This window comes from Bradyrhizobium sp. Kon10 (assembly GCF_055807395.1).
Genome location: NZ_JBVVOZ010000011.1, coordinates 1 through 14,106 on the forward strand (window position 1 = coordinate 1; position 14,106 = coordinate 14,106).

10 protein-coding genes and 2 pseudogenes are annotated in these 14,106 nt (G+C 62.4%); 11 read left to right on the forward strand and 1 reads right to left on the reverse strand.

Annotated features, from left to right (window positions below):
• Positions 1 to 30 precede the first annotated feature (30 nt).
• The 4 genes from AC0L2O_RS16955 (at position 31) to AC0L2O_RS16970 (ending at position 2,613) form a co-directional block, all read left to right on the forward strand.
• Positions 31 to 756, forward strand: a complete 726-nt coding sequence (locus tag AC0L2O_RS16955) for an SOS response-associated peptidase (RefSeq protein WP_473370502.1) — start codon at positions 31 to 33, stop codon at positions 754 to 756.
• Entirely contained in the window at positions 753 to 1,856 is a 1,104-nt protein-coding gene (dinB, locus tag AC0L2O_RS16960; protein WP_473370503.1) for a DNA polymerase IV, read from the forward strand. The genes AC0L2O_RS16955 and dinB overlap by 4 nt, the downstream gene beginning before the upstream one ends.
• 135 nt (positions 1,857 to 1,991) lie before the next feature.
• Positions 1,992 to 2,192, forward strand: a complete 201-nt coding sequence (locus AC0L2O_RS16965; RefSeq protein WP_473370504.1) for a hypothetical protein — start codon at positions 1,992 to 1,994, stop codon at positions 2,190 to 2,192.
• Positions 2,193 to 2,208: 16 nt separating this feature from the next.
• A complete protein-coding gene (locus AC0L2O_RS16970) occupies positions 2,209 to 2,613 on the forward strand; it encodes a hypothetical protein (RefSeq protein WP_473370505.1) in 405 nt (134 codons plus the stop codon).
• A 411-nt stretch (positions 2,614 to 3,024) separates the two neighbouring features.
• Here AC0L2O_RS16970 and AC0L2O_RS16975 read toward each other — a convergent pair whose 3' ends face one another.
• Positions 3,025 to 3,816: a class I SAM-dependent methyltransferase gene (locus AC0L2O_RS16975; RefSeq protein WP_473370506.1), complete on the reverse strand. Its 792-nt coding sequence runs from the start codon at positions 3,814 to 3,816 to the stop codon at positions 3,025 to 3,027.
• A gap of 1,286 nt (positions 3,817 to 5,102) precedes the next feature.
• Here AC0L2O_RS16975 and AC0L2O_RS16980 point away from each other — a divergent pair.
• From AC0L2O_RS16980 to AC0L2O_RS17010, 7 genes and pseudogenes are all read left to right on the forward strand, one after another.
• The gene (locus AC0L2O_RS16980; protein ID WP_473370507.1) at positions 5,103 to 5,540 is read left to right on the forward strand and encodes an RNA polymerase sigma factor region1.1 domain-containing protein; all 438 of its coding nucleotides are present in this window, start codon (positions 5,103 to 5,105) and stop codon (positions 5,538 to 5,540) included.
• 703 nt (positions 5,541 to 6,243) lie between these two features.
• Positions 6,244 to 6,861: a LabA-like NYN domain-containing protein gene (locus tag AC0L2O_RS16985; protein WP_473370641.1), complete on the forward strand. Its 618-nt coding sequence runs from the start codon at positions 6,244 to 6,246 to the stop codon at positions 6,859 to 6,861.
• Positions 6,862 to 7,033: 172 nt separating this feature from the next.
• Positions 7,034 to 7,394, forward strand: a pseudogene (locus AC0L2O_RS16990) (isochorismatase family protein); the annotation flags it as partial.
• 152 nt (positions 7,395 to 7,546) lie between these two features.
• Positions 7,547 to 8,194, forward strand: coding sequence for an adenylate/guanylate cyclase domain-containing protein (locus tag AC0L2O_RS16995; protein WP_473370642.1), 648 nt, complete (start codon positions 7,547 to 7,549; stop codon positions 8,192 to 8,194).
• A 1,687-nt stretch (positions 8,195 to 9,881) separates the two neighbouring features.
• A complete protein-coding gene (locus AC0L2O_RS17000; protein WP_473370508.1) occupies positions 9,882 to 11,282 on the forward strand; it encodes a c-type cytochrome in 1,401 nt (466 codons plus the stop codon).
• Positions 11,279 to 11,772 (forward strand): annotated as a pseudogene (locus AC0L2O_RS17005) ((2Fe-2S)-binding protein). The gene AC0L2O_RS17000 and the pseudogene AC0L2O_RS17005 overlap by 4 nt, the downstream one beginning before the upstream one ends.
• Positions 11,772 to 14,021, forward strand: coding sequence for a xanthine dehydrogenase family protein molybdopterin-binding subunit (locus tag AC0L2O_RS17010; protein WP_473370509.1), 2,250 nt, complete (start codon positions 11,772 to 11,774; stop codon positions 14,019 to 14,021). Before AC0L2O_RS17005 ends, AC0L2O_RS17010 begins: the two are co-directional and overlap by 1 nt.
• Positions 14,022 to 14,106 lie beyond the last annotated feature (85 nt).

The following is a 14,106-nucleotide window of genomic DNA, read 5'->3' on the forward strand; positions in this document are numbered from 1 at the left end:
CCGCGCCATCCTCGAACCGAACCCTGACCAATGTGCAATCTCTACTCAATCACCACGAACCAGGCCGCCATCAGCGAGCTGTTCCGGGTGGTCAACCGCTACGTCGGCAATCTCGCGCCGATGCCCGGCGTGTTTCCGGACTACAAGGCGCCGATCGTACGTGCTGGCGCCGAGGGCCGGGAGCTTGCGACCGCGCGCTGGGGAATGCCGTCGTCGCAGCAAGCGCTGATGGAGGCGACGAAGAAGCGCGCCAAGAAATTGGAGGCCAAGGGCAAGCCGGTCGAGTTCAAGGAACTGCTCCGGATGGAGCCGGACGGCGGCACGACCAACATCCGCAATGTGAAGAGCAAACACTGGACCCGATGGCTTGGCGTTGAGAACCGCTGCGTCGTGCCGTTCAACTCATTCAGCGAGTTCAACAAGGACGAGGGTGGTGACATCTGGTTCGCGCTCGACGAAAGCCGGCCGCTGGCCTGCTTCGCCGGCATCTGGACGAACTGGACTTCGGTCCGGAAGGTCAAAGAGGGCGAGACCACCAACGATCTCTACGCCTTCCTGACGACGGAGGCGAACGCCGAGGTCGGTGCGATCCACCCCAAGGCGATGCCGGTGATCCTGACGACGCCTGAACAGGTCGAGATCTGGATGACCGCGTCCCCGGACGAGGCATTGAAACTGCAGCGTCCGTTGCCGGACGGATCGCTCCGGATCGTCGCCCGCGGCGTCAAGGAGGATCAGGCTGGGGCGGCGACGTGACCAGCGATCCCGACGACCCGGCCAGGCCCCCTTCCCGCCAACGCAAGATCATCCATGTCGACATGGATGCCTTCTACGCATCAGTGGAGCAACGCGACAATCCCGACCTCCGAGGCAAACCGGTCGCGGTCGGCGGATCGCGCGAACGCGGCGTCGTGGCGGCCGCCAGCTACGAAGCCCGCAAGTTCGGCGTTCGGTCGGCCGTGCCGTCAGTGACCGCGAAGCGGCAGTGCCCCGATCTCATTTTCGTCAAGCCGCGCTTCGAGGTCTACAAAGCGGTCTCGCAGCAGATCCGGGACATTTTCGCCGAGCACACGCCGATCATCGAACCGCTCTCCCTCGACGAGGCCTACCTCGACGTCACGGAAAACCTGCAAGGAATCCCGCTGGCTCGCGATGTCGCGCTGGCAATCCGGGCGAAGATCAAGGAGGTGACCGGCCTGAACGCCTCAGCCGGCGTCTCCTACAACAAGTTTCTGGCCAAACTCGCCTCCGACCACCGCAAGCCCAACGGCCAGTACGTGATCACGCCGGAGATGGGTCCGGCGTTCGTCGAGGCCCTTCCCGTCGGAAAATTCCACGGCATCGGACCGGCGACCAGCGCGAAGATGAATGCTCTGGGCCTGTACACCGGCCTCGACCTGCGCAATCAATCGCTCGACTTCATGCAGGCCAATTTCGGCAAAGCCGGCGCGTATTATTACTGGATTTCGAGGGGCGTCGACGACCGCGAGGTCCGCGCGAACCGGATCCGGAAGTCAGTTGGCGCGGAGAACACGTTCTCGAACGATCTTGTGGAGTTCGAAGCGATGGTCGCCGAGTTGCAGCCGCTGATCGACAAGGTGTGGCGCCACTGCGAGGACAAGGGCGCGCGGGGCCGGACAGTCACACTCAAGATCAAGTTCAACGATTTCGAGACCATCACGCGGAGCAGGTCCACACCCCTCGCAATCTCAAGCCGCAGCGAGCTCGAACGGTTATCGATCGCTTTGCTGCAGAACGAGATGCCCGCTCCAAAACCGGTCCGGCTTCTTGGAGTTTCCTTGTCTTCGCTTCATGGCGAAGCGCCGGCCGAGCCGCAACTCGGACTGCCGATTTGAGAGGGGTATCGACCAGGATTTCAGGACGGCGCAGGCGCAGGTTGTTTGCAGCGCGGCAGAGCTCATAAATTAACATTCCTGAATCCCAAAATGAAAAGACTTGCGGTAGGATCGGGCTTTCTAAGGGGCGTACCCATGTTTGAACAAGCGACAACCGCTCTATTGCGAGCGGTACTCGACGAGGTCTGCGAAAAGCTACCCCGCGACGAGACCGGCGCTCGCACCCACGTGGCCTGCAAGATCCTGGAAACCGCAAAAACCGGCGAAGCGACGCCGGAGGTGCTGCGGCAGGTCGCTCGGAAAGCCCTCGCGCAAGCGCCGACGATGTGGCCTTGATAGACGAGGTGCGGGGGTGAATTTCCAGGTCACGGTGTTGAAGATCCTGGTGAGTTACCCCGATGGATTCGCCGTGATGGCGGACCTCAAGCGCGACATGGCTATCCTCGCCACCAGCGGCCCGGAGTGGACCGAGCGCACCAAGCGGCTGGCGGCGCGCGTGCCCGGGCTCGACATTTTTTCGGACGGTCTCGTTGAACGCCAAAATGGCGGCTGGAGGATTACTGTCAAAGGGCGAGCCGTGCTCGAATCCATGGAGGGCCGCCGAACAGAAGAGCCTGCGCTTGAGAAGGTCCCACTAGAAACCGCTGCCGCGCCGGTCCCAGCATTGCCCCAGCCCGTGGAGCGAGCGAAGCGGCGACGCGAACGTCGCCAGCGTCGCCGCGAAGCGAGCGAACGCGCGCGAGCGCATGCGTCTTGAGGGACAGCCGCCGATTTCTCCCAGCGGCGCCGACCGAAGCCTTGATCGGCTTTTCGCGCACACGAGTCCGGTTTCGCCGGAATTGCTACTGTGCCGCATGGGCCGGGTGTGGAAAAGGTCCCGCAGGCGAAGCGCGTCTCACTCCCGCGGCGCGGCGCACGCGATCTTGAGATGGGTCAAAGCAAACCGCGGCGTCATGTGTAGTGTTTGGAGTGTACCGAGCGGCACAACTACCTGTGCTGTTACGGTTGCGGAGTCCCGGACTCCTAGGCACTCCGGACTCCGCTACCTTCGTGGGAGAGGCTGAACCGGCCTCGGCTCCACATCGACTTTCGCGACGCGTTCGATGGAACGAAAGCCGGCGTGGCAGGAGGAATTCGGTTTACGCGGCCGTTTGTTGTCGGACCCATGTCAGGGGGGCAACACACGGCCCTTGATCGCGTTCGCCACGGCGCTCGAATGCACCCGGCCGGAGCCGTCTTCGCGAACGCGCATACGAACGCGCTGCTTCAGATCTTCGAGAACCGCCGGATTAAGGGAGCGGACGAGAGGACCGATGGTGGACCCAAGCGTGGAGCAGTCCCAGAACTCCTCGAAGTCCGCGAACACCCGCTCGATTTCGATCGTTCGGGTCTCGATCCCGACGAACCCAGCCTCCCTCCAAAGTACCCGCAGCGATTCGAGCCGCGCAGCATCGGTCTGAGGAGGCCGGATCGGGGGATAGCCCATGGTCTGAAGCTCGGTCTGGATCGGCTGCATGGGAAAGCCGCCGCCGGCGATGTCCCAGGCATAGGCGGCGACGAGACCACCCGGTCGTACCACCCGCTTCATCTCCGCAACGCCCTTGGCCGGACCGGGTACGAAAAAGATCACAAGAGCCATGACCGCCACGTCGAAGGACCCGTCCGGGAACGGCAGTGCCATCGCGTCCCCGATCTGGAAACTGGCCTTTGCAGCGCCGGGGCGTAGTCTCGCGTAGGCAAGCTGCCCTTGCGAAGGATCCACGCCCTCGATTGCCGCCGGCCTCGTTCTCTGTAAGACAAGTTCGGAGAACGCACCGTTTCCGCAGCCCACGTCTACCCAGGCAAGACCCGGATCGGGCGCCAGCCAGTCCAAAAACACCTCTCCGGCCAACCGGCTCCAGGCGCCCATCATGCGCTCGTATGCAGCCCCATCATCAAAACGTATCTGCTGATCTGTCATCCGCTGCGAACTCTCAGTTTTCGGGGGCCTTCAACGGGCTGTCGGCCCATTTTGGGGCGGCAGGATCACGCAGCGGGTCCCCCTCGCACCGGCTGCAGACGTGGCGTTCCTCGTGCCCCTCGTCGCACGGCGCAACCTTCATTGGCTGCCCGCACTCCGGCACGGCTTCCGGATTGGATAAACGATGGCCATGTGAATGCCCCTGCGAGCGCCAGCTTAATTCCGTGAGATGCGCCGAGACAAGTACGTTGCGCCGAAATCCGCGGCGCCCGTACTTGGCGGCTGAGCGCAATCTGCGGCGCTCGTAGCAGTTATGCTCGAGTCGCCAGCACGATTCCGAACAGTGTTGCCGCACGGGCTACGAGCTGCTCGACCGTGACCTGCTCGCGAACAGAGCAGTCGAGCTCGCCACGCCCCCGCAGGCACCAACAACGTTCCTATCGCCGCTACTGGGGCAGAGAGCCGGGACAGTGCTGTAAACGAAGTAAGGCCAAATCCGACAGTCACCAAGTGGACCAGATAAGCCTAGCTGGACACAGATCCAAACAACCGGATTGGACGGATTCTTAGATTTCCGCATAGACCTCGAGCAGATTGCCGTTGGGTGTCGCGCGGCGATCAGGATGGAAGAGCGCGTCAATCAAGGTGAGAGAGTTTCGCCGGGCTCGTGACGAAGGGAGGGCGTAGCCCGACCGGAGTTACGAGCTCGGCGTCGGCGCGATCCGCTAGGGACCGCGCCGACTGGTGATCGCGGCCGGCAGGTTATGCAAGTGGTTCTTCCGCCAAGAGGAATCACTCGCTTGCCCGGCCGGCACATCACAGATCACCAAATGAGGCTCTACATGAAGCACCGTCAGACCGACAGCCCGCCACTGGCGGCCCAGGCATCATTCAGTGCGGCGGGCAATTGCACTAGGTGGTCAATCAGGGCGTAGTTCAGCGCATTTAGTTTCTCGGGTCGTTGAGAGTCAGAAGAACGACCCGCCCTTTCGTTTCACGAAGCACCAACTCTTCCATTCAAGATCCATTTCGTCGTTTGATCAGGTGCGGACTACGCCGCAAGCGCGGTCCAGCAGCCCCCGGCCGAACCCGTCCCCCTCGGAGGGCGAAGCCCGTGCACCCCAAAAACTGATTTGTAGGAAAGCCGGAGCCCCTCCTGCGAGAAGCATAGGTAGGGCGACCAGGCACAAAAGGTCCTCCAGCGTACAGTTCCATCGAACGACTGGCGTCGAGCAGCGTTGAACCACGCATGCGCACCCGCGGTAATGGAGCGGGCGGGAGACCCCATGAACCTGCGATCCGCCAACGGCTCTCAATCCGCAAACCGCTCGCTTCGGGATCTCGCCGCCGTCGGCCAACTCCGAGGCACACTGAGCATAGACGAAATTCGCGAATCGCTTCCGATCAACCAGATGAGCGAGGAGGAAGTCGGAAGAGCGATCGCCTATCTTGAAGACAAAGGCATCGAGGTGGTGGTAGACCCGGGCCTGCTAACCGGTTCGGCACGACGCGGAGCCGCAGCGCGGTTCGATCGATCCGCCGGCGGCCCGGTCAACACGACGGCTCCAAGAACCGATCTTTCTCCTCAGCCATCGCGCAGTCTGCCCGAACAACCAGTTCCGGTCCGATCTCGCGAGCACTCCCGGTCAGTGACGGTTGTTGTTCTGTCGGCAGGCGTAGTCGTCTGCGCTCTGGCCGCCGTCCTGGTCTGGATGTTGCGGTGAGCCCCAACGCTTTCGCGCCGCTCGCTCGTACTCCGAAGCTTTTTCGCTCACGGAGAACACCAGGGTCCCGCGGCAATTTGCGCGCGAGTTGGCGATGGCGGGGTGAGTGCGCCGCCGCGCAAACCGGGTCAGTCGCCGGAGCGGGGGCGCAGCACTACGTCCGAGCGCCCGGCCATCCCTAATTCCACTGAGAGCTCGATCTGGTATCCGCGGCCGCGGTCTAGGCCCCATTCAGGGCGCGAGAGAGTCCCAGCCCAGATCAAGCTTCGCTGATCGAAAAGACGAAGCCAGCAGCATCAGAAAAAGCGCGCGATTGGCCTGGTACGTGGCGGCCGTCCGGCTACCCTCCGAGCCCTGCATGATGGTGCGACCGTCGCTCGTGCACAGGTACCACCTGCACGCTCGGCGGCGACTTCTCAGGCGAATGTCAAAAAAAGGTAGCTCGTGCAGCATCGAACGCGATTAAACCGGGGCAGCTACCAAGTAGTGTCGGCATTGCCGCTCCGGTTCAAGCGTTCGTGAAAAAAGCTTTGAAAGCCCAGGCGATCGGATATAGCCTCTTCTCGTCGGAGCTCGCACCCTTTTGCAACGGAAGGAAGCGGGCAAGCGGCCGAGGCAGCGCCGCCCCATTCAATCTCCCATGTTTTTGAACCTGAGCCGTTCGGGCGGCTTCCGCCACCCGACCCAATGCGAGCTGGCCGCAATGTCCTCGACCCCCAGCAGGATTGCGCTGTTCATCGATGGCGCCAATCTTCACGCCACCGCACGCAGCCTTGGCTTCGAGATCGACTACAAGCGTCTTTTGAACGAATTCCAGAGCCGCGGGACCTTGGTCCGCGCCCTGTACTATACCGCCTTGCTCGAGGATCAGGAATTCTCGTCCATCCGGCCGCTGCTCGATTGGCTCGATTACAACGGCTACACTGTCGTCAGCAAGCCTGCGAAGGAATTCGTCGACGCGCTCGGACGGCGCAAGGTCAAGGGCAATATGGACATCGAACTCGCGGTAGCCGCGATGGAGCTCGCGGGCGAACTGGACGAGATGGTTCTGTTTTCCGGGGACGGCGACTTCCGTTCGCTGGTCGAGGCTGTGCAGCGCCGCGGCGTTCGAGTGACCGTGGTGTCCACCACCTCCACGCAGCCGCCGATGGTCGCCGACGAGCTCCGCCGCCAGGCGGACGTATTCACCGACCTCACCGTGCTGCGAACCAAAGTCAGCCGAGACCCTCCTGAACGCCCGGCTTCCGGCGAACGCCGCGGCCGGGCCGCTGCGGCGCGCCAAGGCGGCCCGCCCGTGAAGCCGGACCAACTCATCCCTTAGTCCAACTACCTCGCCAGCGCCGCCGCGAGTCCCCCCTCAAGATGAAAAATTTTCGCTCGTCTACCCGAGTAGAGGCATTCTAACCTTGGGGAGCGCCCACCATCCTGACGAGGCGCCCTTTGTTGCTCGATCGGTATTAGATGGAACGCACAGCCCTACCGTCGTGCTTGTGGTGGACGTTCAGAAGGCTTTCGACGAGTGGGAGCTCTCGGGGCTGCGTCGCAACAACCCTCAGGCCATCGATCGGATATCGGATCTTCTTCGCTTCTTCAGGCGCCGTCGGTTGCCGATCGTCCACGTCCGTCACGAGGGGACCGGTGCAAATTCGCGCTTTCGAAGCGATCGCAGCGGCTTCTGCGTCAAAGAGGAGGCGCGAGAACATCCGGGCGAACCCGTAATCGTCAAAAAAGTGAACAGCGCTTTCATTGGAACGGACCTGGAGGCTAAGGGCTTCGAACATCGGTACCATCGTGATTTGCGGCGCCACAACCAACCGCTGCGTCGAAACCACATCCAGAATGGCCGGCAATCTCGGATTCGATGTACGTCTGGTTCGGGACGCCACCTGGAGTTTCGATAGAGTCGGACCTGACGGTGTGCTGCTCAATGCGCAAATCGATGTCACCTCGGTTCTGCCGACCGTTCAGGTCCCGACCTTGGTGTGCACCGTGTCAGCGACATCGTGGTGCCGGTCGAACTTGGCCGCCAGCTGGCGACGCAGATCCCGGGCGCACGCTACATCGAATATCCCGAAGGCGACCATGGCTTCTGGACGGGCGATACCGAGACACTGGTCGGCGACATCGAGGAGTTCGTGACCGGTCATAGAGACCCGGTGAGCCGCGGGCTCGAGCGGATCCTGGCGACGGTGATGTTCACCGACATCGTCGACTCGACGCGGCAGGCGGCCGAACTGGGCGATCAGCGGTGGCGGAGCCGACTGGACGAACACGACGCGCTCGCGCGCCAAACGATCGAGCGTCACCGCGGCGTGCTGGTGAAGTCGACGGGCGACGGAGTGCTGGCCACGTTCGATGGCCCAGGCCGCGCTATCCGGTGCGCGCTTTCGTTCAGCAGTGCCACCCATACGATCGGACTGCCCGTGCGCACGGGCCTGCACACCGGCGAGATCGAATTGCGGGGCGACGACATCGGGGGCATCGCGGTCCATGCCGCGTCCCGCGTGATGGCGCAGTCAGCGCCCGACGAAGTGCTGGTTTCAGGCGTGGTCACCGATCTCGTCGCTGGAGCGGGAATGCATTTCAGCGAACGCGGATCGCATGAATTGAAGGGCCTGCCCGGCAAATGGGATCTGTTCGCGGCCAGCGCCTAATTCATCCCGTGCCGAAGCTGCCGGCGCGCAACAGAGTTTTGTTTGGTGCCAAGCAGACTTCAAGCCTCAACTTGGTGACGCCGTAATTCCCCTGCGCGAGCCTGGAATTAAAGAAAGGGCCGCATTGGCGCGACCCTTGCCGGCAAATTTGCTCGGAATGAAATTGCAGCCCCGGCAAGAGCCATCCTGGCTATATCAACAGGTTTGTGTAATCCGGAGTACCACGGTGTTGCTTTACCGGAACCTGCCGCCTCCTCGTCGCGCTCGGCACAATGAACCTTGGCATGGCTGTGCCGACTAACCAGGTGCCGGGGTTTGCATAGTCCCCCGGGACTGGAAGCCCGCCGCCTGCACTCAATTTCGAGCAGGCGGCGCTTTTTTTGCTAAACGCCTTGAGGAAAGCGGGCCCACTCGGGGCTGGATCAGTGCAGCCACCGTTTGGGTGGCGCCAGAGCCAAGTGCTTTCAAAAGCCCGGCGGAACCTTTGAGCTCCAAGAGATGATGGAAGAGTTTATCCCATCATCAGCCAAGCCATCCCGGCGATGAGGACTAAAAACCCGGTGAGCGCCGTCACCGCGAACGCATACTCGACCCTGTCCATCACCGCCCCGCCCGCTACGCACCATCACAATGGTGCCTTGCGCTGGGACAGCAGAACAACACATTTGTTAATCACCCGTGTTTAATTCCCTTCCGCGATTACGAAAATGGCCCCAGCTCTGGGGGCGACGGGGGATCGCGAGCTGGGGCCGGTAGACACCCTCGGGGAAGGGCATCGGGAAAACGTGGCAACAGCAGCAACGTTCCGATGCATGTCCTAATTTCAAATCGCGAGTGTCCTCGTTAGGACCCTACGCCGTTGCTGGAGAGGGCTCGATCGAGCCGCACTGAGCCTGCTCCTGCAGAAGAACTCTTCAGACGCGGACGAGCGGTCAGGTCCCGGCGGTGATAGCCTTGCTCAGATACGTCGTCCCGAATTCGCGCGCTGACGGACCGGACCGAGCGCTTCTTCCGCCAGCTTCCGTTCAAATCTAGTGGGATGGAACGGCCACGGGGAACGACAAGCAGGTCGTTTCGCTCATTCACGTAGACGTCGTACATGGAAGCGCTCATCTCAAGCGACTTAGCCCGAAGCTCGAAGCCTTTGGTGACTTGGGCGCCACGGTCCCGACAAAGCCGCTCACGCTACCTTTTTCGCGGACAGCTTCTGCAAGGCTAGGCGCGCCACGAGCTCCAGGGCAGTCAGCGTATGCTGCCCACGCCGTGCCGCGCGAAGCAGCCGCTCCGCCACGAATTTTCGGCTTTCGTGATCGCCGCCATGGTTCGGAAGATGCCGGCAGACATCGCCGAGGATAACATCCATGTTCGCTAGTGTCCGGTCGTCAAGTTTCCTCATTGGACTGCTCGCTCGAAGAAAATCAGTTCTGTTGGACCGCACCTCGGCCTGCTCTCTCCGGGAGATTGAGCTCACGCGCCCGCCAATTGGCGTTATCGAATGCTAAGCGGTTCGCCGGGGCTGCGCTTTGTCCCCGCTTTCCCCATTCTCCTCAAATGACCGCCGCCCAGTGCGTCACGGCTGGGGACGCCTCGACCACTAGGCGCACCTACAAGGAACCGCGCGTTGGGAGCGGCAGAGGAACCCGCCAGTTCGCGCGGCGTTGTCGGCGTCAGGCTCGCGAGCGCTTGGATGATTTTGCGTAGGCTCATCGGTTTGGCTGTCGTGCTTGCAGTGCTCTCGGCCGGCGCCTTCGGCGTGTACGCCTGGCGTCCCGAAATTCCGGCAATTGCGCCCGCACAGCCATCCAGCTTCGATCCGGAGCTTGTCCGGCGAGGCGCTCGGCTTGCGGCGGTCGGCAATTGCAACACCTGCCACACCAGAAGGGGTGGTCCGAGTTTCGCGGGCGGACTGCGCATCCCGACCCAATTCGGGTCCATCTATACGACGAACATTACACCCGACGCGGAAACCGGGATCGGGCTGTGGTCGGAAGCGGCCTTTCAGAGGGCGATGCACGACGGAGTGGATCGCCTTGGTCGGCACCTCTATCCGGCATTCCCCTACGATCACTTCACGCACGTCACCGACGAGGATGTCAGAGCACTTTATGCTTACTTCATGACCCGCCAGCCGGTGCACGCGACGACACGCGCGAATGAGCTCCGGTTTCCTTTCAATCAGCGAACTCTTCTGGCCGGCTGGAAGCTCCTCTTCTTCCGCAAAGGTAGCTTTCAGCCCGATGAGCGACATGACGGCAGGTGGAATCGAGGGGCCTACCTTGTCGAGGGCCTTTCGCATTGCGGCGGCTGTCACACACCGCGGAATGCACTTGGAGCCGAACGCGGCAACCATGCCTACGACGGCGGTGAGGCAGAAGGCTGGACAGCCTATGCGCTGAACGTCGACTCACCCTCCCCTGTCCCATGGGACAAGGACGCCCTCTTTCAATATCTGCGTCACGGCTGGCATGAGGCTCACGGGATCGCACGCGGCCCGATGGCACCCGTCGTCGACAACCTAAACGCTTTGGGAGATGATGACCTCTCGGCCGTCGCCATGTACATCGCAGATGTCCTCGGCACTCCCTCGCCAGAACGCGCAGAGCGGGGAAGATCCGTACTTGAACAGACAAGCGGCGGGGGCAGAAAGGGCGCAACGACAACGAGCGACAGCGCTGCGCCGAGCGAAGCGACCAAGGAGAAGCCCGAGGGGGAGGCCATCTACGTCACGACCTGCGCACCATGCCACGAGAGTAGCTGGCCCATGCCGTATGGCGGAATCAATCTGGCGAGAAGCACAGGGCCAAACGGCCCAACGGCCCGCAATCTCGTCAATGTGATCCTCTGGGGTCTACCTCCTTCAGATGGTCAACGCAGCCCGATCATGCCGGGCTTCAACAATGCGATGACAGACGACCAGGTGAGAGCGCTGGTGAGCTACGTCCGGCAGCGATTTGGCCATGGTTCGACTTGGACCAACATCGATCAGGAAATTCGCGACGCGCGAGCCGGGAAGTTCGAGGTCGGCATTTACCCCGCGCCCGCCACTGATCCTGCCTCGGGCGTGATTAGCCAAGCGGAGGTGAGATGATCAAGCTCACCGTCAACGGCCACGAGCACAAGCTCGAAACAGAACCTGACACCCCGCTGCTCTACATTCTTCGGGATGAGCTCGCGCTGAACGGGGCGAAATTCGGGTGTGGCCTCGGCCAATGCGGCGCATGCACCGTCATGCTCGACGGAGAAGCGGTGTTTTCATGTTTGACGCCCTTGCTGCTCGCCGCCGGGAAGAACGTGACCACGGTCGAAGGGCTCGGCACTCGGGAAGCTCCAGGGCCTTGCAGCGGGCGTTCATCGAGGAGCAGGCCGCTCAGTGCGGATATTGTATCGCCGGCATGATGATGCGAGCCCAGGCGCTGCTGGTCAAAAACTCCAAACCGACGGACGCCGAGATCCGAGCTGCGATGGAGCCGAACCTTTGTCGTTGCGGCACGCACATGCGGATCTTGCGGGCGATCAAACGGGCAGCCGCGCTTATGAAGACGGCGAACGCGGGCGCCGCCGGGAGGGCGAGACCGTGATGAACAGCGTGATTCTTTCTCGTCGTCGTGTTCTTGCCGGCGCCGGCGCGCTGGTCGTCAGCTTCGGGGCGGCACATGCGATCGCGCAGGAAGGCAGCACGGCGCAGGATGTGCAGTCAGGCGCGCGCGTATCCCCACCTGCGCCTTTGCCGGGGAGGCTCAAGGACGCACCTCTGCTAGACAGTTGGATCCGCATCGACGCCGATGGGCGGATTACGGTGTTTACGGGCAAAGCCGAACTTGGCCAGGGCATCAAGACCGCACTTTTGCAAGTGGCCGCCGAGCAGCTGAGCGTGCCCCTGCAGGCGCTGAAACTGCAGACGGCGGATACGGCCCTCACCCCGAACGAAGGCTTCACCGCAGGCAGCCATTCGATGCAGGATAGCGGCACTGCCATCATGCATGCTGCGGCACAAAGTCGAATCATCCTGGTCGGTGAAGCCGGCCGCCGGCTCGGGCTTTCGCCCGACCAACTCGAGGCCAAGGACGGATTCGTGTTGGCTGCGGATGGGCGAAAGCTCTCGTACGGCGAATTGGTCTCCGAGCAGATTTTGCATGTCCGGGCGCAGCCGAGTTCGCCGTTGAAGGACCCGACCAGCTTCAGCGTTATGAACACCCCCGTCCGTCGGGTGGACATCCCCGCAAAGGTCACCGGCGCCCCCGCCTATGTCCAGGATATGCGTCCTCCGGGCATGGTGCATGCGCGTGTCGTCCGCCCGCCGAGCTACGAGGCCCAGCTTGTATCAGTGGACTCCGAGTCGGTCGAAAAGGCGCCTGGCGTGCTTAAGGTCGTGCGGGACGGCGATTTCCTCGCGGTGATCGCCGTCAGTGAGTACCAGGCGGTAAAAGCCATGCGACTTCTCGCTGCGGCAGCGCGATGGGACGAGAAGTCGGCCTTGCCGAAGCTCTCCGACTTGCCGAATGCCATTCTCTCTCTTCCGTCCCAAGACTCCGAAATACTCAGGCAAGGTCAGCCTGGAAGCAGCAGCGGTGGGCGAAAACTCGAGGCCAGATACACCAAACCGTATCACTCGCATGGCTCGATCGAACCTTCTTGTGCGATAGCTGAAGCCAGCGGCGACCAAGTGACGGTCTGGACCCACACCCAGGGCGTCTTCCCCGACCGGGATGCCATCGCCGGTATGCTGCATCTTCCGAAGGAGAACGTCCGCTGCATCCATGCCGAAGGATCCGGCTGCTACGGACACAACGGAGCTGACGATGCCGCAGGCGACGCGGCTCTCATCGCGCGTGCCTACCCCAACGTGCCGGTGCGCGTTCAATGGATGCGTGAACAAGAGCATGCGTGGGAGCCTTATGGACCGGCGATGGTGACCCATCTGGCCGCCTCCTTGGGCGACGACGGCACGATCGAAGATTGGAAACACGAGGTCTGGAGCAACACCCACTCCATGCGGCCCGGAGGCGCGGGCGCGCTCCTGGCGGCCCAGCATATGGCGGACCGGGTCCCGGCGCCGCCTCCAAAGCCGTTGCCGCTGCCGGAGGGAGGCGGAGATCGGAACGCGATCCCACTTTATAAATTCCCGAACGCGCGGGTCGTGCACCACTTCCTTCCCGCGATGCCCTTGCGGGTCTCGGCGCTTCGCGCACTCGGTGCCTACATGAACGTGTTCTCGATTGAGAGCTTCATGGACGAGCTTGCGGAAGCCGCAGGCACCGATCCCGTTGAATTTCGGCTCAAATACCTCGAGGATGAGCGCGCTCGCGAGGCCATATCGAAGGCGGCGGAGGAGTTTGGCTGGAGCAGTTTCGAAAAGACACCCGGCCGTGGCCGCGGGTTCGGGTTCGCTCGCTACAAGAACCTGGCGGCTTATTGCGCGATCGCGGCCGAGGTCGCTGTCGATCAGGATAGCGGACGCGTCAAGCTGGTGAGGGCAGTCGCGGCCGTCGATAGCGGGCAGATCGTCAACCCCGACGGGCTGATCAATCAGGTGGAAGGCGCGATCCTGCAGTCGACGAGCTGGACCCTCTACGAGAGCGTCAGCTTCGACGACACCCGCATCACCAGCATCGACTGGGCGACCTATCCAATCATGCGGTTTGCACAGGTGCCCGAGAGCATCGAGGTTCATCTGATCGACCGACCAGGACAGCCTTTTCTCGGCGCCGGCGAAACCGGCCAAGGGCCGGCCGCGGGTGCCGTCGCCAACGCCGTCGCACACGCGATCGGCAAGCGGATACGTGAGCTCCCGCTTAGCCGCGACCAGATCAGGCAAGCCTTGATCTAGTGCGGTCTCACTGGATCAAGCGGAAGGAAGATCGACGTCCTCACATGCGCAGACCATTTCCCACATGCCTCGTGCGCATGCTCCC

Bases quoted from the DNA above. Each gene is read 5' to 3' on its own strand.
- AC0L2O_RS16955 (WP_473370502.1), top strand. From the start codon at position 31: ATGTGCAATCTCTACTCAATCACCACGAACCAGGCCGCCATCAGCGAG.
- AC0L2O_RS16965 (WP_473370504.1), top strand. From the start codon at position 1,992: ATGTTTGAACAAGCGACAACCGCTCTATTGCGAGCGGTACTCGACGAG.
- AC0L2O_RS16975 (WP_473370506.1), bottom strand. From the start codon at position 3,816: ATGACAGATCAGCAGATACGTTTTGATGATGGGGCTGCATACGAGCGC.
- AC0L2O_RS16980 (WP_473370507.1), top strand. From the start codon at position 5,103: ATGAACCTGCGATCCGCCAACGGCTCTCAATCCGCAAACCGCTCGCTT.
- AC0L2O_RS16985 (WP_473370641.1), top strand. From the start codon at position 6,244: ATGTCCTCGACCCCCAGCAGGATTGCGCTGTTCATCGATGGCGCCAAT.
- AC0L2O_RS17000 (WP_473370508.1), top strand. From the start codon at position 9,882: ATGATTTTGCGTAGGCTCATCGGTTTGGCTGTCGTGCTTGCAGTGCTC.
- AC0L2O_RS17010 (WP_473370509.1), top strand. From the start codon at position 11,772: ATGAACAGCGTGATTCTTTCTCGTCGTCGTGTTCTTGCCGGCGCCGGC.